The sequence below is a fragment of the Streptomyces alfalfae genome (assembly GCF_004127445.1).
Lineage (GTDB): Bacteria > Actinomycetota > Actinomycetes > Streptomycetales > Streptomycetaceae > Streptomyces > Streptomyces alfalfae.
This window is the reverse complement of record NZ_QEXM01000043.1, coordinates 701,696-728,435: the sequence shown is the minus strand read 5'-3', so window position 1 is coordinate 728,435 and position 26,740 is coordinate 701,696. Positions and strand designations below refer to the sequence as shown.

Annotated in this window: 22 protein-coding genes; 9 read left to right on the top strand and 13 right to left on the bottom strand. The window is 71.8% G+C overall.

Going from position 1 to position 26,740, the window contains the following annotated elements; genetic code table 11:
- Positions 1–18: 18 nt before the first annotated feature.
- Positions 19–3,066 (bottom strand): alpha-mannosidase, encoded by a 3,048-nt coding sequence (locus tag DCW30_RS26275; protein ID WP_076683944.1) that lies wholly within the window; start codon positions 3,064–3,066, stop codon positions 19–21.
- Between the two features lie 175 nt (positions 3,067–3,241).
- On the opposite strand from DCW30_RS26275, the gene DCW30_RS26270 reads away from it, so the two are divergent.
- Complete coding sequence (locus DCW30_RS26270) at positions 3,242–3,727, top strand: ATP-binding protein (RefSeq protein ID WP_076688752.1); 486 nt, start codon at positions 3,242–3,244, stop codon at positions 3,725–3,727.
- Positions 3,728–3,822: 95 nt separating this feature from the next.
- Here DCW30_RS26270 and DCW30_RS26265 read toward each other — a convergent pair whose 3' ends face one another.
- Complete coding sequence (locus DCW30_RS26265) at positions 3,823–4,881, bottom strand: DUF2637 domain-containing protein (protein ID WP_076683943.1); 1,059 nt, start codon at positions 4,879–4,881, stop codon at positions 3,823–3,825.
- Between the two features lie 199 nt (positions 4,882–5,080).
- A complete protein-coding gene (locus DCW30_RS26260; RefSeq protein WP_076683942.1) occupies positions 5,081–5,941 on the bottom strand; it encodes a (2Fe-2S)-binding protein in 861 nt (286 codons plus the stop codon).
- Between the two features lie 151 nt (positions 5,942–6,092).
- Between DCW30_RS26260 and DCW30_RS26255 the strand changes: the two genes are divergently transcribed.
- Positions 6,093–6,857: a GntR family transcriptional regulator gene (locus DCW30_RS26255; RefSeq protein WP_076688750.1), complete on the top strand. Its 765-nt coding sequence runs from the start codon at positions 6,093–6,095 to the stop codon at positions 6,855–6,857.
- 234 nt (positions 6,858–7,091) lie between these two features.
- Here DCW30_RS26255 and DCW30_RS26250 read toward each other — a convergent pair whose 3' ends face one another.
- Both DCW30_RS26250 and DCW30_RS26245 read right to left on the bottom strand, forming a co-directional pair.
- Positions 7,092–7,868, bottom strand: coding sequence for a hypothetical protein (locus tag DCW30_RS26250; protein WP_076688748.1), 777 nt, complete (start codon positions 7,866–7,868; stop codon positions 7,092–7,094).
- A gap of 170 nt (positions 7,869–8,038) precedes the next feature.
- Positions 8,039–9,778 carry a PucR family transcriptional regulator gene (locus DCW30_RS26245; RefSeq protein ID WP_076683941.1) on the bottom strand — a complete coding sequence of 580 codons (1,740 nt, stop codon included), beginning with the start codon at positions 9,776–9,778 and terminating at the stop codon, positions 8,039–8,041.
- Positions 9,779–10,106: 328 nt separating this feature from the next.
- Here DCW30_RS26245 and DCW30_RS26235 point away from each other — a divergent pair, with 328 nt between their 5' ends.
- The 5 genes from DCW30_RS26235 (at position 10,107) to DCW30_RS26215 (ending at position 16,927) form a co-directional block, all read left to right on the top strand.
- Entirely contained in the window at positions 10,107–10,997 is an 891-nt protein-coding gene (locus DCW30_RS26235; protein ID WP_076683939.1) for an FAD binding domain-containing protein, read from the top strand.
- Positions 10,997–11,626 carry a (2Fe-2S)-binding protein gene (locus tag DCW30_RS26230; protein WP_062773360.1) on the top strand — a complete coding sequence of 210 codons (630 nt, stop codon included), beginning with the start codon at positions 10,997–10,999 and terminating at the stop codon, positions 11,624–11,626. Before DCW30_RS26235 ends, DCW30_RS26230 begins: the two co-directional genes overlap by 1 nt.
- Positions 11,627–11,628: 2 nt before the next feature.
- Positions 11,629–14,010, top strand: a complete 2,382-nt coding sequence (gene pucD / locus DCW30_RS26225) for a xanthine dehydrogenase subunit D (protein ID WP_076683938.1) — start codon at positions 11,629–11,631, stop codon at positions 14,008–14,010.
- 232 nt (positions 14,011–14,242) lie between these two features.
- Positions 14,243–15,700 carry an NCS2 family permease gene (locus tag DCW30_RS26220; protein ID WP_062773368.1) on the top strand — a complete coding sequence of 486 codons (1,458 nt, stop codon included), beginning with the start codon at positions 14,243–14,245 and terminating at the stop codon, positions 15,698–15,700.
- A 75-nt stretch (positions 15,701–15,775) separates the two neighbouring features.
- Entirely contained in the window at positions 15,776–16,927 is a 1,152-nt protein-coding gene (locus DCW30_RS26215; protein WP_076683937.1) for an XdhC family protein, read from the top strand.
- Between the two features lie 15 nt (positions 16,928–16,942).
- Here the strand turns inward: DCW30_RS26215 and DCW30_RS26210 are convergent, their stop codons facing one another.
- From DCW30_RS26210 to DCW30_RS26175, 8 genes are all read right to left on the bottom strand, one after another.
- The gene (locus DCW30_RS26210; RefSeq protein WP_062773375.1) at positions 16,943–17,395 is read right to left on the bottom strand and encodes an SRPBCC family protein; all 453 of its coding nucleotides are present in this window, start codon (positions 17,393–17,395) and stop codon (positions 16,943–16,945) included.
- Between the two features lie 85 nt (positions 17,396–17,480).
- Entirely contained in the window at positions 17,481–18,281 is an 801-nt protein-coding gene (locus DCW30_RS26205; protein WP_373569002.1) for a polysaccharide deacetylase family protein, read from the bottom strand.
- Positions 18,282–18,361: 80 nt separating this feature from the next.
- The gene (locus tag DCW30_RS26200) at positions 18,362–18,928 is read right to left on the bottom strand and encodes a hypothetical protein (protein ID WP_076683935.1); all 567 of its coding nucleotides are present in this window, start codon (positions 18,926–18,928) and stop codon (positions 18,362–18,364) included.
- 36 nt (positions 18,929–18,964) lie between these two features.
- Positions 18,965–19,399, bottom strand: coding sequence for a hypothetical protein (locus DCW30_RS26195; RefSeq protein ID WP_076683934.1), 435 nt, complete (start codon positions 19,397–19,399; stop codon positions 18,965–18,967).
- A gap of 26 nt (positions 19,400–19,425) precedes the next feature.
- Positions 19,426–20,235, bottom strand: a complete 810-nt coding sequence (locus DCW30_RS26190; protein WP_123985587.1) for a hypothetical protein — start codon at positions 20,233–20,235, stop codon at positions 19,426–19,428.
- Between the two features lie 49 nt (positions 20,236–20,284).
- On the bottom strand, positions 20,285–20,800 hold the full coding sequence (locus DCW30_RS26185; protein ID WP_076683932.1) for a hypothetical protein: 516 nt from the start codon (positions 20,798–20,800) through the stop codon (positions 20,285–20,287).
- Positions 20,801–20,849: 49 nt separating this feature from the next.
- Positions 20,850–22,298 carry a phenylacetate--CoA ligase family protein gene (locus tag DCW30_RS26180; protein WP_076683931.1) on the bottom strand — a complete coding sequence of 483 codons (1,449 nt, stop codon included), beginning with the start codon at positions 22,296–22,298 and terminating at the stop codon, positions 20,850–20,852.
- A 138-nt stretch (positions 22,299–22,436) separates the two neighbouring features.
- Complete coding sequence (locus DCW30_RS26175; RefSeq protein WP_076683930.1) at positions 22,437–23,795, bottom strand: pyridoxal phosphate-dependent decarboxylase family protein; 1,359 nt, start codon at positions 23,793–23,795, stop codon at positions 22,437–22,439.
- Between the two features lie 1,054 nt (positions 23,796–24,849).
- On the opposite strand from DCW30_RS26175, the gene DCW30_RS26170 reads away from it, so the two are divergent.
- A complete protein-coding gene (locus tag DCW30_RS26170; RefSeq protein ID WP_076683929.1) occupies positions 24,850–26,061 on the top strand; it encodes an acyltransferase family protein in 1,212 nt (403 codons plus the stop codon).
- 291 nt (positions 26,062–26,352) lie between these two features.
- The gene (locus tag DCW30_RS26165; protein WP_103557386.1) at positions 26,353–26,700 is read left to right on the top strand and encodes a DUF6479 family protein; all 348 of its coding nucleotides are present in this window, start codon (positions 26,353–26,355) and stop codon (positions 26,698–26,700) included.
- Positions 26,701–26,740: the final 40 nt, after the last annotated feature.

Genomic DNA, 26,740 nt, shown 5'->3' with positions numbered 1-26,740 from the left:
CCCCGGCGTTCCACCGGCTCAGGCGGGCCGCAGCCGCAGGGTCACGATCTGGAACGGCCGCAGCGCGAGCGAGAGCCCGGCCTCGCCCGTCTCCGCCTCGTGCAGTGGCTGTTCGAGCAGGTCGGTGACCTCCGCGCGCGCCACGGGGAACGACGTGGCGAGCGTGGCCGCCGCCCGGCCGCCGCGCGACTCGTAGAGACGCACGATCACATCACCGCTCCGGTCGTCGGCGAGCTTGACGGACTCGACCGTGACCGCCGGATGGCCGACGCTCACCAGCGGCGCGAGTACGGGCGCCTGCGCCACCCGCAGCGGCAGGTTCAGCGCCAGGCCCCCGGCCACCGCGTCGCCCGTCGTCGCCCCGGGCAGCAGGGCGTACGTGAAGCGGTGCGTGCCCCGGTCGGTCTCGGGGTCAGGGCTGTGCGGGGCCCGCAGCAGCGTCAGCCGCACGGTCGTGCCGAGCGCCCCGCCGTGCTCGGCGCGCGTCACGTCGTGGCCGTACGTCGCGTCGTTGAGCAGCGCGACGCCGTAGCCCTCCTCGGCCACGCGCAGCCAGCGGTGCGCGCAGATCTCGTACCGCGCGGCGTCCCAGCCCGTGTTGGCGTGGGTCGGCCGGTGCACATGGCCGAACTGGATCTCGGCGGCCGAGCGCTCGGCGTGCACGTCCAGCGGGAACGCCGCCTTGAGCACCTTCTCCGACTCCCGCCAGTCGACGTCCGTGACGACGTCGAGCCGCCTGCTGCCCGCGTCGAGCCGGATCTCCTGGGTGATCCGGGACGCCCCGAAGGCGCGCACCACCCGCACCGCGACCCGCAGCGGCCCGTCCTCGACCAGCTCCACGGACTCCGCCTCCGTGAGGTCGGTGTGCCGCCGCCGGTAGTGCTCGTCCAGGTCCCAGGCGTCGTAGTGCGTGGGGTGGTCGGGGTGCAGCTGGAGGAGGTTGCCGGGGGCCGCGAGCACCTCGCGCCCGGCGTCCAGGTCCCTGACGGAGGTGAGCAGCCCGGCCGCGTCGACCGTCGCGCTCAGATGCTCGTTGGTGAGGAGGATCGTCTCCCCGGTGGTGTGCGCGACCGCGCCGGAGCCGAGGCCATGGCCGGCGTCGTCCAGGCCCCGGGCGCCGAGCGCGGGCACGAAGACCCGCGCCAGGGTGCCGTCACCGGCGTCCACGACCTCGTCACGGGCGTACGGCGAGGCGTTCAGGACCGCGGGCCCGCCCGCGCCGAGCGAGCGCACCGCCGCCGCCGTGACCTCGTCCAGCTCGGCGAGCACCCGCTCGTAGGTCTCCCGCGCCTCCCGGTGCACCCAGGCGATCGAGGACCCCGGCAGGATGTCGTGGAACTGGTGCAGCAGCACCGTCTTCCACAGCCGGTCCAGGGTGTCGTACGGATAGACGTACGCGGGGTCGCGCACCGCCGCCGCCGTGCACCACAGCTCCGCCTCGCGCAGGGCGTGTTCGGAGCGCCGGTTGCCGCGCTTGGTGGCCGCCTGGGTGGTGTACGTGGCGCGGTGCAGCTCCAGGTACAGCTCGCCCGACCAGACGGGGGCCCGGGCGCCGTACTCCTCCTCGGCCGCCGCGAAGAACGCCGACGGCTTCTCGATCTCGACGCGCGGCGAGCCCTCCAGGGAGCGGAGCCGCCGCGCCCGCTCCATCATCTCCCGGGTGGGGCCGCCGCCCCCGTCGCCCCAGCCGAACGGCGCCAGGGAGCGGGTCGCGCGGCCCTTGTCGGCGAAGTTCCGCTCGGCGTGGGCGAGTTCGGCGCCGTGGAACTGGGAGTTGTAGGTGTCGACGGGCGGGAAGTGGGTGAAGACCCGCGAGCCGTCGATGCCCTCCCACCAGAAGGTGTGGTGCGGCATCTTGTTCGACTGGTTCCAGCTCAGCTTCTGCGTGAGGAACCACCGGACGCCCGCGAGCTTGGCGAGCTGCGGGAAGGCCGCGGTGTAGCCGAAGGAGTCCGGCAGCCAGATCTCCTCCGTCCGCACGCCCAGTTCCTCGCGGAAGAACCGCATGCCGTGCGTGATCTGCCGGGCGAGCGCCTCACCGCCCGGCATGTTGGCGTCCGACTCGACCCACATCGAGCCCACCGGCGCCCACGTCCCGTCCGCGACCGCCTTCTTGATCCGCTCCCAGATGTGCGGCTGGTGCTCCTTCACCCAGGCGTACTGCTGCGCCTGGGAGCAGGCGAAGACCAGCTCCGGATACTCCTCGGCCAGGGCGGTCACATTGGCAAAGGTCCGCGAGGCCTTGCGCACCGTCTCGCGCAGCGGCCACAGCCACGCCGAGTCGATGTGGGCGTGGCCGGCGGCCGACACGCAGTGCGCACTGGCGTGGGCGGGCCTCGCGAGCACCTCCGCCAGCGCGGCGCGGGCCGCGGCGGCCGTGCCGGACACGTCGTGCAGGTCGAGCGCGTCGAGCATGTCCTCCAGCGCCCGCAGGATCTCGTGGCGTCGCGGCCGGTCGGCCTCCAGCTGCTCCATCAGCTCGGTGAGGACCTCGATGTCCAGGACCAGTCGCCACACCTCCTCGTCCAGTACGGCCAGGTCGGCAGACGCGAATCGGTAGATCGGGCGATTCCCTGCGGTCAGGACGTCGCCAAGGGGCGTCGGCGCGAAGTCGTGCAGGACGGCCGGATTGGCCGCCGCTTCCAGGAGCAGGTGCACCGGCTCGCCGCCCTCGGCCGGGGAGGCCACGGGAATATGCCGGTTTCGCGGGTGAACTCCCTTGATCGGGACGCCCGCCGCGTCGTACACCAGCCCCTCCGCCTGGAATCCGGGCCCGTCCCCGCTGAACCCGGGGTCGACGACCACTTCGACCCGGCGTCCGCGCCACTTGTCCGGCACCACGCCCCGAAGCCGGAACCAACTCGTGGACCAGGGCTTTCCCCACTCCGTGCCGGTCTCGAAGGGCTCGTAGTCCGCGTCGAGGGCCGTCGCCACGGGCACCGGTTCGCCCGGCGCGTGCCAGACGGAGAGGGCGAGCGGCGTCGTGTGCGCGTACTGGGCGGGTCGGATGAACTGGCGCAGCGCCCGCTCCAGGCGGCCTTCCACCAGCAGTCTGTCGTCGTGCACGCGGGCTCCTCGAACGCTCGGAGGCGGGGTCCACGGCTTCACTTCCCCGCGAGCCCCGGGCACACCCCTGCGAATGGTTGACGATTCGACAGGAGTGGGGGTCCTGGCCCGGGGCATGCATTCCGAGAGGCAGTTCGAACGAGGAGGCCAGGACATCGCTCTGTGGGCGGGGAACATGACGAGGCAGACACGTGGGGGCGCCCCCGGGGGGCTGGGGAACCCCTCGCCGAACGAGGCGGGGAGAGAAGCCTGTGCCGTCCCGGCGGTTCCGGCCACGGCCCAGCTCAGACGCAGGCTGGCCAAGGCGGATCTGCGCGCGGTGTCCGAGGTCAGGGGCGCCCTGCGGGAGTTCCTGCGGCAGTGGGGCAGGCCCGGGGCGGCCGACGTGGCCGAACTGCTCACCAGCGAACTGGTCACCAACGCCCTGGTGCACACCGATGACGACGCGGTCGTCACCGCGAGCGTGGGCCCGCGCGGGCTGCGCGTCGAGGTGCGCGACTTCGCGGGGAACCGCCCCGAACCGCGTGCGCCGGACCCCGACGACAGTACGCACGGCAGGGGCCTCGTCCTCGTGCAGTCGCTCGCCGACGCGTGGGGGGTGCGGGCCCATGGCGTGGGCAAGGCGGTGTGGTTCGAACTGGGCGGCGGGAGCGCGGCCTGAGCGGCCCGTGCGCATCGTGAGGACGCAGCGGCGGTGACACGGTCAGCACCGTGTCACCGCCGCTCTGCTCGGACGCGGACGCGGGTCCGAAGGCGTCAGCCGAACTGCTGCTCCAGATCCTTGAGCTTCCGCTCCAGTGAGTCGAGCCGGGGCAGTGCCTGGGTGTCGTCCTCCGCCGTGAGGTCGACGGTGACGGGGGCGGCGTCAGGGTCACCCTTGACGGCCTGGAGGGAGGGACGGGCGCGCGACGGCAGCTGTTCCTGCCCGGCTATGGCAGGGTCCGCGCCGACCTGCGCGGGCCCGGCGCCCGAGGGGACGGCCTGCACGTCGACCTGGCGACCGCCCCGCGCGTAGCCGCGCTGGCCGCGGCTGATCGCCTTGAGCTGGGCGCGCTCCAGCTTCTCCTTGTCGCGCCGGTGCATCCGGGTGCGCTGCTTCTCCCTGCGGTCCTCCCGCACCTCCTCGACGGCCTCGTCCAGGGAGCGCACGCCTTCCAGGAGCATCAGCGACCAGGCGCCGAAGGTCTCCCGGGGCGCGCGCAGCCACCGCACGATACGGATCTGCGGCAGCGGGCGCGGCACCAGGCCCTGCTCGCGCAGCGCCGCCCTGCGGGTCTGCTTCAGCGCGCGGTCGAAGAGCACCGCCGCCGAGAGCGACATCCCCGCGAAGAACTGCGGGGCGCCTGCGTGGCCGAGGCCCCGGGGGGCGTGCACCCAGTTGAACCAGGCCGCGGCCCCGGCGAACGTCCACACGAGCAGCCGCGAGCCGAGCGCCGCGTCGCCGTGGCTGGCCTCGCGCACGGCGAGGACGGAACAGAACATCGCCGCGCCGTCCAGGCCGAACGGCACCAGGTACTCCCAGCCGCCGGAGAGGCTCAGGTTCTGCCGGCCGAAGCCGACGAGCCCGTGGAAGGAGAGCGCGGCGGCGACCGCGGCGCAGCAGAACAGCAGGACGTAGGAGGCGCTGCCGTAGATGGCCTCCTTGCGCCTGCGGCGCTCCTCGCTGCGTTCCCATGAGTCGGCGCCCGAGGTGTCCTTGTCCGCCTTCGCGTGGCCTCGCTTCCCGCGCGCGAGCACCGCCACCGCCACCAGCATGCCCAGGAGCAGGACGCCGCCGGGGAGCAGCCAGTCCAGCGATATGTCGGTCAGTCTCATCTGGGGTCCCTTGCGTCGCGGTAGGGCGTTTCGGCGCCATATTGACCTGACCGCGAAGGCGTGCAAGGGGTTTCGGGGCAAGAAGACGCCAAGGGGGCGCCAGGGAGCACTGAGAGCGCGTTCTTACTCGAACACGCCTCTGGGAAGCGGGAGTTCAGTTCGAGCGAGTGGACGCGAAAGGGTGGTTCGCGGCGCGGGTTCAGTTCGCCGCGGCGGCGCTCAGCCGGGCGACGCGCTCCGTGTCGCAGGTGCGCGGGCAGGTGACGCAGGTGTCCTCGGGGCGCAGCGTGTAGAACATGCAGCAGCTCGCCCGGTCGCGGGTGGGCAGCGCCTCGCCGTCGGGGCCCGTCAGCTCCCGGAAGCCGGCCGTGCCCACGTACGGCTTGGTGGCGCCGGGGAGCAGGAGCTCCAGTTCCGTCATGGCGCGCCGCTCCTCGCCGAGGAGGTGCGCGACGTACCAGAGGCCCTCGACGATCTCGTCGGTGGCGACGCTCCACAGGGCGCGCGAGCGACGCCGCATCCGGGGGCCGAAGCCGTCGAGGAGCGGGCCGAGGTGCTCGGCGACCGCCTGGCGCACCTCCGCGCGCAGCGCCTCCTCGTCGGGGACGACGCGGGCGCCGGGCAGCGCGGCGGCCGGGTCGTCCGGCAGGCAGGCGAAGCTCTCGGCGCGTACGGCCATCCGGCCCAGGGTGCGCTGGAAGGAGACGTTCTGCACGGGGTAGCGCGGGACGCGGCGGTGCAGGAACCAGGGGACGGTGATCAGCAGGGTGGCGGGCCAGGCGTACCGGTGCAGGCCGAAGCTCGCGATGACGTCCGGCCGTGCCTGGGTGCCGTAGTCCTTCAGGACCTGCGCGCTGTCCCAGGCGAGGAACGCGTCGAGGTCGTCCCCGGCCTCCGCGAGCCGCGCGGCGGTGACCCAGCCGCCGCCCTGGGGGGCCTGCTCGCCGTGGCCGAGCTCGGTGATGCGCAGTCCGGAGTACACCTCGAAGAGGCGGGCATAGGAGTCCGCGACGGCGCTGGGGGCGCTCGGGGCGGGCGCGGCCAAGGTCTGAACGGACATGCGGGGACCACCGAATCGCGATCGATTGCAGGTAAGCCTTACCTTACCCGAAATGATCGAGGTTTCAACCGCGGACGTGTCCGCCTAGGGTGCCTCTCGTACGTGTGGGTGGCTTGAAGCGAATGGAAGCGAACGGACGCGGGTGGACGTGGTGGAGCAGGCCGGGGCGCGTGAGGTGGATCCCCTCGTGGGGGTCGCGCGCGTCCGGGTGCCGGAGCAGCCGGGGCCCGGGGGCCGCGGGGCCGCGGGGGGAGAGCGCACGCCCGGCGCGGCGGACCGGCCGCGCGGGACGGTGCGGCGCAACTCCGTGCGGGAGCAGATCCTCGACGCGCTCCGGGCCGCGCTCGTGGGCGGTGAGCTCAGGCCCGGCGAGGTGTACTCCGCGCCGGTGCTCGGCGAGCGCTTCGGCGTCTCCGCGACCCCCGTCCGCGAGGCCATGCAGCAGCTCGCGAGCGAGGGGGCCGTGGAGGTCGTGCCGAACCGCGGCTTCCGGGTCGTCCTGCACAGCGCCCGGGAGCTGGGGGAGCTGGCGGAGGTGCGGGCCCTGATCGAGGTGCCGGTGATGCTGCGGCTCGCCCGCACCGTCCCCGCGGCCCGCTGGAGCGCGCTGCTCCCGCTCGCCGACGCGACCGTGGCGGCCGCGGCCGACGGCGACCTCGCGCGCTACGCCGAGGCGGACCGCGCCTTCCACGGCGCGGTCCTCGCCCTCGACGGCAACCGGCAGCTCGTCCAGGTGGCGGCCGATCTCCACCGGCGCTCCCAGTGGCCCCTGGTCAGCGGCCCCGTCGCGGGCCGCAGGGCCGACCTCGTCGCGGACGCGGCGGAGCACACGGCGCTCCTGGAAGCGCTCGTCGCCCAGGACATCGACGTCGTCTCGTCCCTGGTCAGGGAGCACTTCACCGGGGCGCACGGCTAGGGCCGTTCGTGGGGATCTGCCCGGTGTCGCGGGGTCCGGCACGCACTTCCGTACGCCTGAACGGCACGGGGGACCCCCCATCGGCGTTGTCGTCGGTTGCCGACTCCCCCGATTTCTCGGCTCCGCTCGAACAGGGGGCGCCTCCAACGCGTCGTCACCCTCCTCCGCCTCGCGGCCGCACGCACCGGGCCCCGCTCGGACCCAGCCGAAAGGCGCCGCCCCTCCCGCCCCGGCTCAGACCGCGGGGGCCGGCGGCGTCAGGTGCTGGGAGAGCCAGGCGGGCACGCCCCCCAGGAGGCGGAAGAGGCGGGTGGCCTCGGCGCGCAGCCGCGTGGCCTCCGGCTCGGGCTCCACCTCGGCGAGGGCGGCGAGCGCCGGGGCCGTGCCGACTAGGTAGCCCAGCTCCTCGCGCAGGCGCAGCGACTCCGCGAAGCCGTGCCGCGCCTCCGCCAGCTCGCCGTCGCGCAGGGCGAGCCCGGCCAGGTGCCGCCATGTGAAGGAGAGCAGCAGCGGATCGGCGTGCGCCGTGGCGCCGGCGTGGGCCCTGCGGTACGCGGCCTTCGCGGCCTGCGGGGAGTTGGCGATGTGCTCGGCGATGAGGCCCCGGCGGAAGTCGAGCAGGGGGCGCCGCGCGGCGTTCGGGGCGAGCAGCGCGGCGGCCCTGCCGAGCGCCGTACGCGCCTCGTCGGCCCGGTCGCGTACCCCCAACACCGTGGACGCGTACGCCAGTTGGCCGCGCTCGCAGGCCGCCGCGCCCCGGTCGTCGTCGTCCTCGGCCAGGGCCTCCGCGGTACGGAGGCTGTCCTCGGCCTCGCCCCAGCCGTCCCCGGTGAACAGGCAGCGCTCGACGAGGAGCGCCGTCCGCTGCACGGCGGGGCCGGCTCCGGGCCGCGGCGCCAGGAGGGCTGCCGCGTCGGTCCAGCAGCCGCGCGAGCGCAGCCGCCATACCGCGGTCTGGAGTGGATCGTCCCCTGCAGTCGTTCCGGTACCAGACATGGCGGTATGCGCCACGTTGCCCTCCCCGAGCACACCATTGAGCTGTTGAGTCGTGGGCGAATCTCAGCATGGATGGCGGCGCCTGGCCAAGAGGCCGGGTGAAAGATTTCACAAAGGGCGGGCGGGAAACGGGCCCCGGCGGACGGGCGCGTCCGGCCGCCGGGACCCGTTCGCGGGGTCTTTCCTCAGCTCATGCGCAGGGCGAGGAAGAAATCGAGCTTGTCCTCCAGGCGTGAGAGGTCACGGCTCGTCAACTGCTCGATACGGCCCACCCGGTAGCGCAGGGTGTTGACGTGCAGGTGCAGTCGCGCCGCGCACCGCGTCCAGGAGCCGTCGCAGTCGAGGAACGCCTCCAGGGTGGGGATCAGCTCGGCCCGGTGCCGCTTGTCGTACTCGCGCAGGGGGTCCAGGAGGCGCGCGGTGAAGGCCCGGCGCACGTCGTCCGGCACGAACGGCAGCAGCAGGACGTGCGAGGCCAGCTCCTGGTGCCCGGCCGCGCAGACCCGGCCCGGACGGGCGGCGGCGACCCGGCGGGCGTGCCGCGCCTCCTCCAGGGCGCCGCGCAGGCCCTCGGCGGAGTGCACGGAGGCGCTGACGCCGAGGGTGAGGCGGCCGTCGCCGTCGAGGCCCGCGGAGAGCGGGGCCCGGACCGCCTCCAGGAGCGAGTCGGCGAGCAGGCCGGTCTCGGAGCCGTCGTGCTCGGCCGAGACGGCGGGCAGCGGCACGAGGGCGACGGCCTCGTCACCCGTGTGCGCGACCGCGATGCGGTCGGAGGGCTCGGGCCCGGCGGGAAGGGAGCCGCCCCCGCTCGCGTCGGCCGGGGAGCCGGGGGACGGGTCGACGAGGATCTCCTCCAGGAGCGACTGGGCCACCGGGCCGCCCTCGATCCCCGCGTTCTCCCACTCCACGCGGGCCACCACGACCTGCCAGTGCGGGGCCGCGCCGAGGCCCGGCAGGAGCACGGGCGCCGCGACCCGCAGCCGGGCGGCGATCTCCGCCGGGGCCGCGCCCGTCTGCACCAGTTCCAGGACCTCCTGGGCCAGGCGGCGGCGCACGGTACGGGCCGCGTCGCGCCGGTCGCGCTCCACGGCGATGAGCTGGGTCACGCCCTGGAGCAGGTCGAGGCGCTCCTCGGGCCAGTCGCCCGCGTCGGCCTCCACCGCCAGCATCCAGTCGGAGAGGACGGTCTCGCGCACGTCACGCGCCCCGGCCGCCCCACGCGCCCGGGCCTCCACGGACGTCAGGGCCGCCCTGGTCCGGATGGGGAACAGCGAGTACGTCACGCCGTCCACCACCGCCCGGTGCGGGCCGCGCCGCCCGGTGCGGGTGGCGGCCAGGTGCTCCGCGGCGAGGCGGGCGCGGACGGGGCGCGGCAGGGTGGCGCCGCCGGCGCTCGACCCCGCGACAGCGCGCCCGGCGGGGGACAGGACCCAGGCCCGCAGGTCCAGGTCGCTGCCGAGCAGGTCGAGGACGACGTCGGGGCCGCCGCCCGTGGGACCCGAGGTCATCAGGCGCCGGTGGCGGTCGACGACGGCCGCGAGGTCGCCCGCGCGCTCGCCGGAGACCTGGCGCACGACGTGCTCGGTGATGGTCGCGAAGGCCACGGACTCGTTGACCGCGAAGAGCGGCAGCCGGTGCCGGGCGCAGGCCTCCACGATGTCGTCGGGGACCGCGCCCAGCTCGGCCTCGCCCGCCGCGAGGGCCGCGACGCCCGCGTTGGCGAGGATGCGCACGAAGGGTTCGCTGTCCGCGGCGTCGCGGCGCCAGGCCAGGCCGGTGAGGACCAGCTCGCCGCCCGCGAGGTAGCGGCTGGGGTCCCGCAGGTCCGTGGTCATCACACCGCGCACGGCGCGGTCCAGTTCGTCCTCACCGCCGAGCAGCCGCAGGCCCAGCGCGTCGGTGTCAAGGAGTGCGCGCAGCCGCATGTGTCGTCGCCGCCGATCTGTCTCGAATGGGGTGTACAAGAAAAAGCGCTCTGTCACGCCGGGGCCCTGCGCCGTCGGGTGCCTGCGGTTTCCCGGGGGATGCCGCGAGGTTTCTGAGGCCTGTTCTTCATATGAATCTACAAGACGCGCGACGTGGCCAGCCAACTCCTTCATGGTTTCGGTGACTGACCCCATCGGAGCACCGGGCTGTGTACTTGCCCCACTCCGCGTGAACAGCACATGAACGAGCAGTCGAGGGACCAACGGCCCGGTGGCCTGAACGGTGTCCCTCGCAGCGAACGACCCTCGACACTAAGAAGAGAGCCTCATGGACTTCCTTCGCCCTGCCAGCTGGGAGGAGGCGCTCGCCGCCAAGGCCGAGCACCCCACGGCTGTGCCGATTGCGGGTGGCACCGACGTCATGGTGGAGATCAACTTCGACCACCGCCGCCCCGCGTACCTGCTCGACCTCAACCGCGTCGGCGAGCTGAACGAGTGGGAGGTGGGCGAGGAGACCGTCCGGCTCGGCGCCTCCGTCCCGTACACCCGGATCATGGAGGAACTCCGTGCCGAGCTGCCGGGCCTCGCGCTCGCCTCGCACACGGTCGCCTCCCCGCAGATCCGCAACCGCGGCGGCGTCGGCGGCAACCTCGGCACCGCGTCCCCCGCGGGCGACGCGCACCCGGCGCTGCTCGCCGCCGGCTGCGAGGTCGAGGTGGAGTCGGTGCGCGGCTCGCGCCGCATCCCCATCGACCACTTCTACACCGGCGTGAAGCGCAACGCGCTCGCCGCGGACGAGCTGATCAGGGCCGTCCACATCAAGAAGGCCGACGGGCCGCAGCAGTACTCCAAGGTCGGCACCCGCAACGCCATGGTCATCGCCGTGTGCGCCTTCGGCATCGCGCTGCACCCCGAGACCCGGACCGTGCGGACCGGCATCGGCTCCGCCGCGCCGACCCCCATCCGGGCGAAGGCGGCCGAGGAGTTCCTGAACGCCGCGCTCGACGAGGGCGGCTTCTGGGACAGCAAGAAGATCATCACCCCCTCGGTCGCCAAGCAGTTCGCGGAGCTGGCCTCCGGCGCCGCCAACCCGATCGACGACGTGCGCGGCACGGCGAGCTACCGCCGCCACGCCGTCGGCATCATGGCCCGCCGCACGCTGGGCTGGACCTGGGAGTCGTACCGCGGCACGGGCCGCAGCACAGAGGGAGTCGCATGATGCGCGTGAACTTCACGGTCAACGGCCGTCAGCAGGAAGCGGACGACGTCTGGGAGGGCGAGTCCCTCCTGTACGTGCTGCGCGAGCGCATGGGGCTCCCCGGCTCCAAGAACGCCTGCGAGCAGGGCGAGTGCGGCTCCTGCACCGTCCGTCTCGACGGGGTGCCGGTCTGCTCGTGCCTGGTGGCCGCCGGGCAGGTGGAGGGCCGCGACGTCGTCACCGTCGAGGGGCTCGCCGACTTCGCCAGGCAGCGCGACGAGCACGGCGGCTGCGCCTCCGGCGCCTGCGGCACCTCGCTCCAGGACGCCCGGCAGTGGCAGGCCCGCCCCTCCGGCGGGGCCGCCGGCTCCCCGACCGGCGAGGGCGGCGGCGCCTCCCCGCGCGCGGCGCTTTCGCCGATCCAGCAGGCCTTCATCGACGCGGGCGCCGTCCAGTGCGGCTTCTGCACCCCGGGCCTCCTCGTCGCGGCCGACGAGATGCTGGAGAAGAACCCGCAGCCCACCGACGCCGACATCCGCGAGGCGCTCTCGGGCAACCTCTGCCGCTGCACCGGCTACGAGAAGATCCTGGACGCCGTGCGCCTCGCGGCCGCACGCCAGGACCGTGCACCCCAGGAAGGCGTGGTCTGATCATGGGAACGACCGGAGCCCCCACCAAGATCACCCAGGGTTCGCAGACCAAGGGCGGCATCGGCGAGTCGACGCTGCGCCCCGACGGCACCCTGAAGGTGACCGGCGAGTTCGCGTACTCCTCGGACATGTGGCACGAGGACATGCTCTGGGGCCAGACGCTCCGCAGCACCGTCGCGCACGCCGAGATCGTCTCGATCGACACCGCCGAGGCCCTGGCCATGGACGGCGTCTACGCGGTCATGACGTACGACGACCTGCCGGCCCCGATGAAGAACTACGGCCTGGAGATCCAGGACACCCCGGTGCTCGCCCACGGCAAGGTCCGCCACCACGGCGAGCCGGTCGCCATCGTGGCCGCCGACCACCCGGAGACCGCGCGCCGTGCCGCCGCCAAGATCCGGATCGAGTACAAGGAGCTGCCCCTCATCACCGACGAGGCCTCGGCGACCGCTCCCGACGCCGTGCTCGTCCACGAGGGCCGCGACGACCACCACATCGGCCACGTCCCGCACCCCAACATCGTGCACCGCCAGCCGATCATCCGCGGCGACGCCGCCGAGGCCGCCGAGAAGGCCGACGTCATCGTCACGGGCGAGTACACCTTCGGCATGCAGGACCAGGCCTTCCTCGGCCCGGAGTCCGGCCTCGCCGTGCCGTCCGAGGACGGCGGCGTGGAGCTGTACGTCGCCACCCAGTGGCTGCACTCGGACCTCAAGCAGATCGCTCCCGTCCTCGGCCTGCCCGAGGAGAAGGTGCGCATGACGCTCTCCGGCGTCGGCGGCGCCTTCGGCGGGCGCGAGGACATCTCGATGCAGATCCACGCCTGCCTCCTGGCGCTGCGCACCGGCAAGCCCGTCAAGATCGTCTACAACCGCTTCGAGTCCTTCTTCGGCCATGTGCACCGCCACCCGGCGAAGCTCCACTACGAGCACGGCGCCACCAGGGACGGCAAGCTCACACACATGAAGTGCAAGATCGTCCTGGACGGCGGCGCCTACGCGTCGGCCTCCCCGGCCGTGGTCGGCAACGCCGCCTCGCTGTCGGTCGGCCCGTACGTGATCGACGACGTCGACATCGAGGCCATCGCGCTCTACAGCAACAACCCGCCCTGCGGCGCCATGCGCGGCTTCGGCGCCGTGCAGGCGTGCTTCGCCTACGAGGCGCAGATGGACAAGCTGGCCGCGAAGCTGGGCATGGACCCCGTCGAGCTGCGGCAGCTCAACGCCATGGAGCAGGGCACGCTCCTGCCGACCGGGCAGCGCGTCGACTCGCCGGCCCCGGTCGCCGAGATCCTGCGCCGCGTCAAGGCCCGCCCGCTGCCGCCCGAGCGCCAGTGGGAGTCCAGCGAGGGCGCCGACGTGCGCCAGCTGCCCGGCGGCCTGTCCAACACCACGCACGGCGAAGGCGTCGTCCGCGGTGTGGGCTACGCGGTCGGCATCAAGAACGTCGGCTTCTCCGAGGGCTTTGACGACTACTCCACCGCCAAGGTGCGCATGCAGGTCATCAACGGCGAGCCCGTCGCGACCGTGCACACGGCCATGGCCGAGGTCGGGCAGGGCGGCGTCACCGTCCACGCGCAGATCGCGCGGACCGAGCTGGGCGTCACGCAGGTGACCATCCACCCGGCCGACACCCAGGTGGGCAGCGCGGGTTCCACGTCCGCCTCGCGCCAGACGTACGTCACCGGCGGCGCCGTCAAGAACTCCTGCGAGCTGGTGCGCGAGAAGGTCCTGGAGATCGGCCGCCGCAAGTTCGGCTCCTACCACCCCGCGTGGGCCACCGCCGAGCTGGTCCTGGAGGGCGGCAAGGTCGTCACCGACGGCGGCGAGGTCCTCGGCGACCTGGTCGACGTCCTGGAGGACGAGAGCGTCGAGATCGAGGCCGAGTGGCGCCACCGCCCCACCGTCGCCTTCGACCTCGTGACCGGGCAGGGCGACGGCCACGTCCAGTACTCCTTCGCCGCGCACCGCGCGGTCGTCGAGGTCGACACCGAGCTGGGCCTGGTCAAGGTCATCGAACTGGCCTGCGCCCAGGACGTCGGCAAGGCGCTCAACCCGCTGTCCGTGGTCGGCCAGATCCAGGGCGGCACCACCCAGGGCCTGGGGGTCGCCGTCATGGAGGAGATCATCGTCGACCCGAGGACCGCGAAGGTCAGGAACCCCTCCTTCACGGACTACCTGATCCCCACCATCCTCGACACGCCGACCATCCCGGTCGACGTGCTCGAACTCGCCGACGACCACGCCCCGTACGGGCTGCGCGGCATCGGCGAGGCCCCGACCCTCTCGTCGACCCCGGCCGTCCTCGCGGCGATCCGGAACGCGACGGGTCTGGAGCTGAACAAGACGCCGGTACGCCCCGAGCACCTCACCGGCATGTAGGGCGCCGGCCGGGGTGGAGCACCCCGGCCGTCCCCCCTCTCCAAGCTCTCCGAGCGGTGCGGGCGAACCCCGGAACGTCACACTTCCCCGCCCGCACCGCCCGGAGTCGGGCTCCCCTCCCCACGTGGGAGCGTCGTTCGTCTCGGGCCGTCCCCCGGGTCGTGCAGCCAATGCACCATCCCAAATCCCGCCACTCGCGCGGGTGCCCCTGTGAACCTTGGGAGTAGGCACCATGACCCAGTCGTCAGTGGAGCCCAAGACCACCGCAGAGGACGCGGGCCCCGGCTCACGCGTCCCGGCCGGAAGGTCTTGGCTCGACCGGTACTTTCACATATCCCTGCGGGGATCGACGGTCGCGCGCGAGGTGCGCGGCGGCATCACCACCTTCATGGCGATGGCGTACATCGTCCTGCTCAACCCCGTCCTGCTCTCCGGCAAGGACGCGGCGGGCGACACCATGGGCCAGAAGGCCCTGATCACCGCCACGGCGCTCGCCGCAGCGGTCACCACGCTCCTGATGGGCTTCATCGGCAAGGTGCCGCTCGCGCTGGCCGCCGGGCTCTCCGTGTCCGGAGTGATCTCGTCCCAGGTCGCCCCCGAGATGACCTGGCCGCAGGCCATGGGCATGTGCGTGATGTACGGCGTGGTGATCATGCTCCTCGTGGTCACCGGGCTGCGCGAGATGATCATGAACGCCATCCCGCTCGCCCTCAAGCACGGCATCACCATGGGCATCGGCCTGTTCATCGCCATCATCGGCCTGGTCAAGGGCGGCTTCGTGCACCCCGGCAAGGCCACCCCGCTCTCCCTCGGCCCGGCCGGCGAACTCTCCGGCTGGCCCGTCCTGCTCTTCGCGGGCACCCTGCTCCTGATCTTCATGCTGCAGGCGCGCAACACCCCCGGCGCGATCCTGATCGGCATCGTCACCGGCACCGTCGTGGCCGTCGTGCTCAACGCGCTCGACGTCATCGACCCGAAGCAGTGGGCGAACGGCGCCCCCGAACTGCACGGCGGAGCGGTCTCCTCGCCCGACTTCTCGCTCCTCGGCGACGTCGAGTTCGGCGGCTGGGGCGAGGTCGGCGCGATGACCGTCGGCATGATCGTCTTCACCCTCGTGCTCGCCGGCTTCTTCGACGCGATGGCCACCATCATCGGCGTCGGCACCGAGGCCAACCTCGCCGACGAGAAGGGCCGCATGCCCGGCCTGTCCAAGGCGCTGTTCATCGACGGCGCCGGCGGCGCCATCGGCGGCGTCGCGGGCGGCTCCGGCCAGACCGTGTTCGTGGAGTCCGCGACCGGCGTCGGCGAAGGCGCGCGCACCGGCCTCTCCTCGGTCGTCACCGGCCTCTTCTTCGCGGCCTGCCTCTTCTTCACGCCCGTCACCGCGATCGTGCCCCAGGAGGTCGCGTCCGCCGCGCTCGTCGTCATCGGAGCGATGATGATGATGAACGCACGGCACGTCGACTGGGCCGACCGCGCCACCGCCATCCCGGTCTTCCTGACCGTCGTGCTCATGCCCTTCACGTACACCATCACCACCGGTGTCGCGGCGGGCGTCATCTCCTGGGTCGCCATCAAGATCGCCCAAGGCAAGGCCCGCGAGATCGGCGCCTTCATGTGGGGCCTGACGCTCATCTTCATCGTCTACTTCGCCCTCAACCCCATCGAGAGCTGGCTGGGCGTCCACTGACGCCCTGACCCTCCGCACATCCGCACGGCCCGCGCCCGGCACGCCGGGCCGCCGAACGCCTTCGAGGAGGCCGACATGCTGGACATCGCCGACGAGCTGAACCGGTGGGTCGAGCAGGGACGCGACTTCGCCGTAGCCACCGTGGTGGCGGTCGGCGGGAGCGCGCCCCGGCAACCCGGCGCCGCCCTCGCGGTCGACGCCGACGGCGCCGCCATCGGCTCGGTCTCCGGCGGATGTGTGGAGGGCGCCGTCTACGCGCTGTGCCAGCAGGCGCTTACGGACGGCGAGACCGTGCGCGAACGCTTCGGCTACAGCGACGACGACGCCTTCGCCGTGGGCCTGACCTGCGGCGGCGTCATCGACATCCTCGTCACCCCGGTCCGCGCCGACGACGCGGCACGGCCGGTGCTCGCCACCGCGCTCGCCACGGCGTCCGCGGGGCGGGCGGCGGCCCTCGCCCGGGTCGCCTCGGGCCCCGCCGGACTGCTCGGCCGCGCCCTCCTCGTCCGCCCCACCGGGGAGTACGAGGGCGGGCTCGGCGGACATCCGGAGCTGGACCGCACGGTGGCCGAGGAGGCACGGGCCCTCCTCGACGCCGGGCGCACCGCGACCGTGGAGATCGGCGAGGACGGGTCACGGTGCGGGGCGCCGCTCGTGGTCCTCGTCGAGTCCAGCGTGCCGCCGCCCCGCATGATCGTCTTCGGCGCGATCGACTTCGCCTCGGCGCTGGTACGGGTCGGCAAGTTCCTCGGCCACCACGTGACCGTGTGCGACGCCCGCCCCGTCTTCGCGACGCGCGCCCGCTTCCCCGACGCCGACGAGATCGTCGTCGAGTGGCCCCACCGGTACCTGGAGCGCACCTCCGTCGACGCCCGTACCGTCCTGTGCGTCCTGACCCACGACGCCAAGTTCGACGTGCCGCTGCTCCGCCTCGCGCTGCGGCTGCCCGTCGCCTACGTCGGCGCCATGGGCTCGCGCCGCACCCACGAGGACCGCAACCGCCGGCTGCGCGAGGTCGGCGTCACGGAACTCGAACTGGCCCGGCTGCGCTCACCCATCGGCCTCGACCTCGGGGCGCGCACGCCCGAGGAGACGGCCCTCTCCATCGCCGCGGAGATCGTCGCCGACCGCCGCGGCGGCAGCGGGATCTCCCTGACGGGAGCGCACACGCCCATCCACCCGGACAACCGGCGCGGTCCCGCGGGGCGCATCGGATCGGTGGCGTGACGGCGCGGGTCCGGCTCAGCCCCGATCCGTGGACCCGCCCCCGGTGAGCCGTCGCACGACCCGGCGGAACATGACGCGGCCCGCGGCGGACAGCACCCCGTCGAAGAACCCCGGCAGTCCTCGCACGCGCAGGTCCTCGTGCCAGGACACGGTGGAGCCGGTGATCGCCTCGCGCACCTGGAACTCCGCCCACCCCGTGACGTAGGACCCCCGTTTCTCCAGGCGGCACCGGCCCGGGGCGGCGCCGCGCGGCGGGCGCCACTCGACGACCTCCATCGCGTCGTCGAACCCGGCGGGGCCGAGCGCGGTGCGGGCGACGAAGAGTGTGCCGACATCGGTCGGCGGCGGCGTGCGGACGGTGACGCGGGTGAAGGGCACGGAGTCGCCGTGCCGCTCCCACTCGGTCAGCCGGCGCCATGCCTCGGCGGGGGACAGGGGCGAGTGCTCGGCGAACTGGAAGACGGCCACGCCTTCGAGCCTGCCAGGTCTCCGGCCGAAAGGCCCCTTGGAGGCGTCGGTGCGCGGCGTCCCGGCCTGCGTCCGGAGGCTTCCTCTAGCGGTAGATCTTGCCGGGCTCGGCCTTGCCCGGGGCGAGGAGCTGCGGGACCGTCACGAAGACGTAGCCGCGCTTCTTCAGCTCGGCGATGACGCCGGGCACGGCCGGCACGGTGCCCTTGTAGATGTCGTGCAGCAGGATGATGCCGTCCCGCTTCGTCTGGTCGATGACCCGCTTCTGGATCAGCTCGGAGTCATCGGTCGTGTAGTCCTTGGCGGTGACGGTCCACAGGACCTCCGCGAGGCCCAGCTCCTTGGAGAGCTCGTTGACGTCGTCGCTGGTGCGCCCCTGCGGCGGTCGCATCAGCGTCGGCTTCTTGCCTATGAGCTTCTCTATCGCGTCGTTGGGACGCTGGAGCTCCCGGCGCGCCTCGGCCTTGTCGATCTTGGTCAGGATCTTGTGCGACCAGGTGTGGCTCGCGACCTCGTGACCCTCGCGGTCCATCTGCTTGACCAGCTCGGGGTACTTCTCGATGTGGTTCTTGCCGAGCGTGAAGAAGGTGGCGGGCACCTTCTCCTTCTTGAGGATCTTCAGCAGCCGGGGCGTGTTCTCGCTCGGCCCCGCGTCGAAGGTCAGCGCGACGCACTTGGCCTTGCGGCAGTCGACCGTCCCGAACCGCGCGGGCTTCGCCTCCGAGGCCCCCTTCCGTACGGAGCTGGGGGAGGAGGTCTCCAGCTTGGTGCAGCCGGTCAGCGCGAGGGCGAGAGCCGCCCCCGCCGCGAGGACGGGGGCGGTTCGGCGCAACCTTCTGGACGAAGTCGTCATCTTGCAGGCAGCAGGCGTGTTCAGAACGGGCATGCGAGCACTATACACACGGCGTATACACCCGGTTTATAGCGGTCTCCGCTGCTCGCGCCGCAGGTCGGCGGGCGGGTTGTTCAGACCGCGAGCACCCTGATCGACGGGTGGACCGCCGTGTTCAGGTAGAGCCGCTCCTTCTTGCCCTCCTGCTCCAGCTCCATCACGAGCCGGTACCGGTACAGGCCAGGCCGCGCGGTGCTCATGACCGTGCCGGCCCAGTAGTAGTAGACGGGCGTGAACTTGTCGCGCATGCGGTCCGGCATCCCGTAGATCTTCAGTTCGTTGAAGATGCGGCGCTCCGCGACGTCCTCCTCGTCGCCCAGCTCGGTGTCGAGGAAGACGATGTTGTTGATCTTCGGCATGGGGGGCCAGGTGCCGTCCAGGCGCTTGTCCATGTCGATGGGGCGCACGATCCAGTTGATGACCTGCCCCTGCTTGCAGACCGTCTCCAGCGACGGCGTGCCCTGCCCCTTGCCGCCGACGCTGTTGTCCATCATGTACATCGCGTCGCTCAGCGAGCCCGTCTCCGTCGCCCGCTCCATGTTGACGAGCGTGACGACGTTGAGCTGGACCGAGTTCAGCTGGCCGGGGTTCTGCTTCTCCTGCGTGCCCGTCCGTGCGCGTGTGCCCGTGCTCGTGCTCACCGCTCCTCCTTCGCGTACGCGGTCATGGCTGTCCGGTCACTGGCCGACGAGGGACGACGACAGGGTCGCGGTGATCGGCTCGTCCCGCGTGCCGAGCTTGAACGCGATCCGGTAGGCGACCGGTTCGGGGCCCGTCTTCTTCACGGTCCCGGTCCAGTACGAGACGTCGGTGCCGGGGTACACCTTCCGCACCGGCTCGCAGACCTCCGGGTCGATCAGGATGTTCTCGATGCTGACGTAGGCCTCGCACTCCAGCGCCAGACAGTTCCAGAGCAGGACGTCGCCGCGCCTGGCCCTGGTCCGCAGCTCCTCGGTGCCGAACCCGGTGGAGCCGCCCGCGCGGTTCGTGTCGTACATGTACAGGTGGCCCTGCGTGTCGCCGGCCGCGAGCGCCCCCACGGCGTCCACGACGGCGGTGATGGAGATGGGCCGCTTCGCGGCGGTCTCCCGCGGCTTGGCTTTGGTGGTCATCCGTTCCTCCTCGTCCGGTGGGATCTTCAGGCGCCCTGGCCGGGGGGCGTGTGCGGGATCGGCAGCGGGCCGACACCCGCCTTGGTGAACGCGTTGCGCCGCGGCTCCGAGGAGATCTTCAGGGCCGAGGAATACGTCAGGTTCACCGGTTCCCAGCGGAGTTCACCGTTGACCTGCGCCAGCTTGTGGAGCTGGACGCGCATCATGTAGGCGTACGTGCCGGGGCGGGACGTGTCGACGGTCGCCGACCAGTACCAGCCGTCGGTCACCATGTCCGGCGAGCCGTACTCCGCCGGATACATGATCTTGGCGTCGACCGCCTCGCCGTAGATGTCGGTGATCACCGGAGCCGGATGGCTGTGCGCGTCCGTGCCGTCCTCCGCGACCACCTGACCGGTGACGTCGAGGATCTTCGCGCCGGACATCCGGCCGCTGGTGCGCCGCGTCGTCTTGAGCCGCGTCCCGGTCTTCCGCCGTATGCGGTTCAGCTCGCCCGCCGCGTCGGCGCCGGCCGCCGAGGACCTGTCGGCGAGGTCGTGCAGCTCGGCCAGGGCCTCCTCGTCGCTCTGCCGCGCCCGGTCGGCCTCGTAGCCGCGCGGGACGGTCGGCGGGACGGAACCCAAACTGTACGGGAGCCAGTTGAGCACCTGCTCGCTGGCCTGGGAGCCGTCGCTCCAGTAGGAGCCGTGGATCGCGGTCACGAGCTCGCCGGTCCCCTGGTTCTCGGAGCCGTGCAGCTTCATGTTGTCGAACAGATAGGTGTTGCCTTCGAGGGTGCTGGTCGCCAGCGCGTTGCCGACGTCCACGAGCACGATGATCGCCAACTGTTGGGGCATGTTTCCGCCTTCGTCGTCGTTCCCGGCACGGCCGTCGTCGGATCGGCCGCTACTGGCACATCAGCGCGGGCGTCTCGACGCGCATGACGCTGTGGGCGCCCTCGTACATCTGGAACTCGATGCGGTACTGGTACGGGACGCCCGGCGTCATCCAGTGCGGCACCACCCCGGTCCACACGTCGAGGTCGAGCTTCTCGCCCGCGGCGTCCTGCTCGTGGTGCGCCCCCTGGCCGTGCGCTCCCTGTCCGTGGACCCCCGGCGCCCCCATGCCGGGGCCCTGGTCCCGGTGGGCCTGGCCCGCGTGGTCCCGACCGTGTGCGGCGTGGCCGTCGGACGGCGCGAACGAGATGTTCTTGATCTCGACCGGCGTCTGGAGGTCCACGGCGAGCGCGGTCCACGAGACGACCTGTCCGGGTTTGACGATGGTGACGAGGTCCGCCGTCCCCTGGTGGGAACTGCCGAACGGCCCGTCGTCCACCATGCAGAGGTTGCCGTCGTGCAGTCCCCTGATCGACAGGGCCCCGATGACGTCCACGACCGCGATGATGTTCACCTGCGATTTCATTCCACTCCTGTCCTCGCACCTGGTGGTTGCGCGCGGCGCCCCGCGCCGCCTAGCCGCGGTCCCGCACGAGCGGGACCTTTCCGACAGCCGTCCGCTCGATCTCGGCGGACGGCCTGGGCACGAACGTCAGCTGGAAGGTGTAACCGGTCGCCTCGAACGACGCGGCGTTCGCCTCCCCGTGGTTGAAGAGGGAGAGGGCGCGCGGCAGGGCGTTCACGAAGAGCCGCTGGAGGCCGTAGGGCCCGAGCACCGTGTCCGCCCGGTAGGTCAGGCCGAGCACGTCGTCGACCGACGCGTACAGCTGGATGCGCTTGGCCTCGCGGTGGTTGACGAACTGCACGTCGTGCGCCACCGCGTCCAGGTCGACCACCTCGGCGGCCTTCAGCTCGTCGCGCAGCACGGCGTACGCCCGGACCGCCGAGTACTGGCTGTCGTTGATGTGCAGCACGTCGCCCGTGCGCCCCGCGAACTCGAACTGCCGCGTCCTGAGAGCGGGGCCCTCCGTGCGCGGCCGGTGGACCATCCGGTCGCCCAGCTTCAGGCGCAGCAGCGGAGTCTCGTGGGCGTGCAGCCGCGTGACGACGAGCTCGCCCTCCTCGCCCTCGGCGACCTGCCGGCCGTCCTCGTCGACGACCTCGATGAAGTGCAGCCCCGGCACGGCCGACAGGCAGGGGGACTCGGCGTCCAGTTGCAGGCCCACGGTCTCCGCCTGGGTGGCCGCGAAGTAGCTGAGGATCGCCAGGTTCGGGTACAGCGCCTTGAGCTCCACCCGCTTGCGCTGCGGCAGGACACCGCTGCCGTACAGGGCGACACGGAAACTGTCGCGGTACTCCTGGCGCATGCCCGCGCCCAGCTCGGCGAGGATCGCGATGCCCGCGGAGATGCCCATCAGGGCCTTGGGGCCCCGGTAGGAGAACATGTGCTCCAGGACCGGGGCGGTGACGGGTCCCGCTCCCACGTAGTTGACCCCCGGCACCTGTTGGAGCACCCCGCCGACCATCGTCCCGCTGCTCCACATCTGGTAGTCGGCCAGCGTGGTGAACAGCCACTTCGGGTCGGCGCCCGCGAGGTGCGGCGCGAGCTGATGGGCGCCCATGAAGCGGCCCGCGATCTCGTACGTGTCGCGCAGCTCCCGCAGGGCGTAGACGATCTCCAGGGGACGGCCGCCGCTGGTGCCGCCGCTCGCCACGATCTCGAAGTCGCCGCGGGTGAGGGGCACCACCATGCCGGGCCGTGACTCCATGAAGAAGTCGCGCTGCACGTCCTTGTCGGACAGCGGGACGCGCTGCCACTCCTCGTACGAGCGCGGGGCGTCGGTGATGCCGGCGCCGCGCAGCCGTTCGCGCCAGAGGGGGTTGAGCAGCACGGTGTTGACCATCTGCCGGAGCCTGCGCAGGACGAGGGCGTCCTGTATCTCGTGGGCGATCCCGCTGTACAGGGTCTGGCAGACCCGCTCGCACTCGCGCATCTTGCTCGCGAACGAGGGAAGCACGGTCACGGCCTCGACGGACTCGGGGCGCAGCTCCCCTTCGGGGATGAGCCATTCGGCCAGCTCGTGGGCGCCGCTCGGAGCAGGGGCCGCCGGTGGAACACGTGTTACCTGTGGAGCGTGCGATGTACTCAACATCCGTCCTCTCTAGGCTTTTCCGGGTCCCTCGTCCGATGCGATCAGGTCCTGCCCCGCCCTCTTGATCTCGGAGAGCAGCATCCTGAAGTGCTCGGTGGTGATCCGGTGGTTCATCATGACGACGCGGAGTGCGGCCACCCCGTCGATGTCCACCTTCGAGATGAAGAAATTCCCCGCACTCTTCACGCGGTTCCTGATGGCGACCTGGAGGCGATGCAGCGCCTTTCCGTCCAGCCTCTTTCCGGGCTTCCCACCGAAACCGGCCGGGTGGTACCGGAAACAGAGGATGTTCGCCTCCGGGCGGTGCGGCGTCGCGAAGTCGGGGTCATCCCGCAGAATGGCGTGGGCCTCGCCGGTGAGGCGGCACAGGTACTCGATCTTCTCCGCGAAAAGCGACCTGCCATAAATGGCCCACAGCGCCCAGAGCGTCATGATCATCGGGCGTTTCGTGCACTCGAAGTTCTTTCCGCCGCTGTCGAAGGCGGTGTAGATGTCCTGCTCCTCGTCGAAGACGTAACTCGCCTTCTGACGGAACGCCGAGAGGGCCGTTTCCCTGTTCCGGTAGAAGAGCATCGTGCAGGGCGCGGGCACGAACATCATCTTGTGCGCGTCCCAGGTGAGGGAGTCGGCCCTCTCGATGCCCCGCAGCTTTCCGCGGAGCGCGTCGGAGACGAGCAGGCTCGCGCCGTGGGCGCCGTCGACGTGCAGCCAGAGGTCCTTCTCCGCGGCGAGGTCGGCCAGGTCGTCCAGCGGGTCGAAGGCGCCGACCGACGTGCTGCCGGCCGAGGCGACCAGGCAGAAGACCCGGAGGTTGTGCCGCTCGGCCGCGGCCAGGGCCGCCCGCGCCCCGGCCGCGTCGATCTGCTGCCGCCCGTTCAGCGGCAGCCGCACGAGCTGCGCGTCGCCGATGCCGAGCACGCCGGCCGCCCGCGCCACGCTGTAGTGCACGTCGGCGCCGACGGCGATGGCGGGCCGCGGCTGGCCGCGGACGGCGGACGCGCCCTGTGACCAGTAGCCGGGCAGTTTCTCGTTCCGTGCGGCGAGCAGCGCGGTCAGGTTGGCGAGGGAGCCGCCCGACGTGGTCACCATGGTGAAGCGGCCGGGGGCGTAACCGATGAAGCGGTTCAACTCCTCGGCCATGACGCGCTCCACGGCGTTGGGCAACTGGCCCGCCTCGTAGAACGACGCGGGCTGGCTGACCATGGAGCTCACGAAGTCGATGACGCCCGCGAGCGGCACGACCCCCGAGAACTGCCGCCCCATGTAACCCGGCGACAGCACCTGGATGCCCGTCCTGATGTACAGGTCGATGATTCCCGCGAGCCGTTCCTCGTCGAAGGCGGCGACGGTGTCGTGCTGGGGCGTCATCAGGGCCCGCGCCGCCCGGGTCAGCTGCTCGGGATCGATCAGTTCGAGACCTCTGATCGAGAGGTCCGACAGGTGTTTCTCCAGTTTTGCGAGGGCGGTTTCCGAGTTCTCCCTGAACAGCTGCGGATCAAACGCTTCGAGCAGTAAACCGCTCGGTTCCGATGCGGGCTCTCTCGACCGAGATTCCGTCACTGGGGGTCCCCCCTCTTCTTGGAATTCCCCGTGGTGCCCTGTGTATGGGGGTGAGGGCATGCGCCACCGGCGCAGGGCGGCGTAATCCGGTTTGCCCGACCGGATTGCGGCGTCATTTCGCACGCGACGCGTCGAACGCCGTGCGTACGGAATTACCTCTCCGAGAACCATGCGCGGCAGGCGTTCCCCCGGCATGGTCAGTGCCTGCCCCCACAGCGAACACCGTAGGCGTTGCTGATCGGTGGAAAAATCGAAACTCTGGGTCTGACCGAAAAGAGGCGCGCGCCATTTTCCGGCCCTTTATTTCTCGCGAGTCCCACGCGTCCCCGTGGATATCGGAGGTTCCGGATGCGGTCCGTGGTTTTCGGACACCGTGCCCCTGGCATGTGCACGTCGGAATGGGTGACGGGGCAGCGTGGCGACGGGGTGCGCGGTGGCGCAAGGAGTTTTCTGCCAACTTCCCGCCCTTTTACGGGACATGTGGCTGTGCTGTCCGCCAGGCCCTGCCGACGGCGCGTGTTGTCCGTCGTCGCGGGGTGATCCGGCCAGGGAAACGGCCTGGCGACCGGGTGTTCTCGCGGCGTGAGGATCGGAACTGTTCGATCCGAATGGGCCGGGCCATGTCGTCAGGACGGGCCGCGTCATGCGCTCCGCGGGAGCCGGAACCGCCGGGTGCCGATGTGTCGTGCGGGCCCGGTGCGCGCCGCGAGGGCGCCGACGTGGGGCGAAAGCCCGTACGCAGCGCGGTTGTACGCCTGACGCCTCGTGTGGCTAGGGTGCCGGGGATGTCTCGCACCGACGCAGTACCCACGAACTTGGCAAGACGCAGGACCGCCGCTCCGGGTTGCCTGCGGGAGGTGCCGTGAGCGAAACAGTACGGCTGCCCGGCCGCCATCGCGCCCCGCTCCCCGAGGCCGCCCCGCCGCCCGCGCCGGAACCGGCGCGGACCCCCGCTTCGAGACCGGCGGGAACGCGCGGGGCCGGACGGGGCCGGCACGGCAGGGCACGGGCCGCGGGCGCTCCGGAGCGGGGCACGGGCGGAACGAGGCCGGGCAAGCAGCGGGACGCCTTCTTCGACAACGCCAAGTACCTGGCCATCGTCCTGGTGGCCATGGGCCACGCCTGGGAGCCGCTGCGGGCCGACAGCAGGGCCGCAGCCGCGCTCTACATCACCGTCTACGCCTTCCACATGCCGGCGTTCATCGTCATCTCCGGCTACTTCTCCCGCGGCTTCGACGCGAGCCCGGCGCGCGTCAGACGGCTGGTGACCGGCATCGCCGTGCCCTACGTCCTCTTCGAGGCCGCGTACACCCTCTTCAAGCGGTGGGCGGGCGGCGACCCCACCTACCCGATCAGCCTGCTCGACCCCTGGTACCTCACCTGGTTCCTGGCCGCGCTCTTCGTCTGGCGGCTCTCGACGCCGCTGTGGAAGGTCGTGCGGTGGCCGCTGCCGCTGGCCCTCGCCGTGGCCGCGCTCGCCTCGGTCTCGCCCGACATCGGAGACGACCTGGACCTCCAGCGGGTCCTTCAGTTCCTGCCGTTCTTCGTGCTCGGCCTCGTCCTGAAGCCGGAGCACTTCCAGCTCGTGCGCCGCCGCGAGGTGCGGCTGCTCTCCCTGCCGGTCTTCGCCGCGGCCCTGCTCTTCGCGTACTGGGTCGCCCCGCGGATCAGCGCGGCCTGGTTCTACCGCCGTGACAGCGCGCAGGAGCTGGCGGCCCCCGGCTGGACGGGGGTGCCCATGACGCTCGCGATGTTCGGCTGCTCGGTGGTCCTCGTGGCCTGCTTCTTCGCCTGGGTGCCGCGCAGGCGCCAGTGGTTCACGGTGCTCGGCGCGGGCACGCTCTACGGCTATCTGCTGCACGGCTTCCTCGCCAAGGGCTCCCGCTTCTGGGACTGGTACGACGCCGGCTGGGTGCACCAGCCGCTCGGCGCCGTCGCCGTCACGCTGTTCGCCGGCACGGTGATCACCCTCCTGTGCACCCCGCCCGTCCAGCGCCTCTTCCGCTTCGCCATGGAGCCGAAGATGGTATGGGCCTTCCGGCGGGACGCGGCGGAGCTGCGGAAGTCCGTGTGAACCCGGCTCAGGGGCGCGGCACGGCCCGCCCCTGAGCCGGGCGGCTTCATCGGCCCCCGGCGAGGGCGGTGAAAGGGTGGCGCAAAGCCCCCGGAACAGCGGTCCGGCCGCTCTTCAGTGCGGCCGGTGAAAATCCCGCCGGGCGAGGCCTTGCCATTCCCGCGGTAGCCGCTTCGCCACACGCGACCACGCCGTCGGCCGTATCCGGCGGCCGTCTTTGGCGACCGTGTTCAAAAATCACACCGCCAGCTATATTTCGGGCCGGGCGGGTACAACCTTTGTATGGAAACAATGGAACTCGCAGCATCGTCCACCAGCCATCTGCTGATGTGGATCGCCGGTCTCGTCGTGGTCGGCGTCCTGCTGAGCGCCTTCTACTTCGGGCGCCGCGCCCAGGCGCGGCAGATCAAGCCGCCGAACCCCGCTGAGCAGCCGAAACGCCCGTACGACGGCCCGGTCAGGGAGGAGCGGGAGTACCGCGAACCGAACGAGATGCCGCACGACGGCAGCCGTCTCCTCCCGCATGAGATCCAGGGGGGATACGGCAACTGCAGCAGTCATCCCTGCGAATCGCAGGACCCGGAGGACCACAGGAAGACCAGCGGAGGCGGCGGCTTCGGCAGTGGCGGACTCGGCTGATCCGGTGGTCACGTCCCGCCCGCGCGGACGCATATGAACG

What these genes read in the sequence shown, in the direction of transcription:
- DCW30_RS26270 (WP_076688752.1), top strand. Translation starts at nt 3,242, where the DNA reads ATGACGAGGCAGACACGTGGGGGCGCCCCCGGGGGGCTGGGGAACCCC.
- DCW30_RS26265 (WP_076683943.1), bottom strand. Translation starts at nt 4,881, where the DNA reads ATGAGACTGACCGACATATCGCTGGACTGGCTGCTCCCCGGCGGCGTC.
- DCW30_RS26260 (WP_076683942.1), bottom strand. Translation starts at nt 5,941, where the DNA reads ATGTCCGTTCAGACCTTGGCCGCGCCCGCCCCGAGCGCCCCCAGCGCC.
- DCW30_RS26245 (WP_076683941.1), bottom strand. Translation starts at nt 9,778, where the DNA reads ATGCGGCTGCGCGCACTCCTTGACACCGACGCGCTGGGCCTGCGGCTG.
- DCW30_RS26235 (WP_076683939.1), top strand. Translation starts at nt 10,107, where the DNA reads ATGGACTTCCTTCGCCCTGCCAGCTGGGAGGAGGCGCTCGCCGCCAAG.
- DCW30_RS26230 (WP_062773360.1), top strand. Translation starts at nt 10,997, where the DNA reads ATGCGCGTGAACTTCACGGTCAACGGCCGTCAGCAGGAAGCGGACGAC.
- pucD (WP_076683938.1), top strand. Translation starts at nt 11,629, where the DNA reads ATGGGAACGACCGGAGCCCCCACCAAGATCACCCAGGGTTCGCAGACC.
- DCW30_RS26220 (WP_062773368.1), top strand. Translation starts at nt 14,243, where the DNA reads ATGACCCAGTCGTCAGTGGAGCCCAAGACCACCGCAGAGGACGCGGGC.
- DCW30_RS26215 (WP_076683937.1), top strand. Translation starts at nt 15,776, where the DNA reads ATGCTGGACATCGCCGACGAGCTGAACCGGTGGGTCGAGCAGGGACGC.
- DCW30_RS26205 (WP_373569002.1), bottom strand. Translation starts at nt 18,281, where the DNA reads ATGCCCGTTCTGAACACGCCTGCTGCCTGCAAGATGACGACTTCGTCC.
- DCW30_RS26195 (WP_076683934.1), bottom strand. Translation starts at nt 19,399, where the DNA reads ATGACCACCAAAGCCAAGCCGCGGGAGACCGCCGCGAAGCGGCCCATC.
- DCW30_RS26190 (WP_123985587.1), bottom strand. Translation starts at nt 20,235, where the DNA reads ATGCCCCAACAGTTGGCGATCATCGTGCTCGTGGACGTCGGCAACGCG.
- DCW30_RS26185 (WP_076683932.1), bottom strand. Translation starts at nt 20,800, where the DNA reads ATGAAATCGCAGGTGAACATCATCGCGGTCGTGGACGTCATCGGGGCC.
- DCW30_RS26175 (WP_076683930.1), bottom strand. Translation starts at nt 23,795, where the DNA reads ATGACGCCCCAGCACGACACCGTCGCCGCCTTCGACGAGGAACGGCTC.
- DCW30_RS26165 (WP_103557386.1), top strand. Translation starts at nt 26,353, where the DNA reads ATGGAACTCGCAGCATCGTCCACCAGCCATCTGCTGATGTGGATCGCC.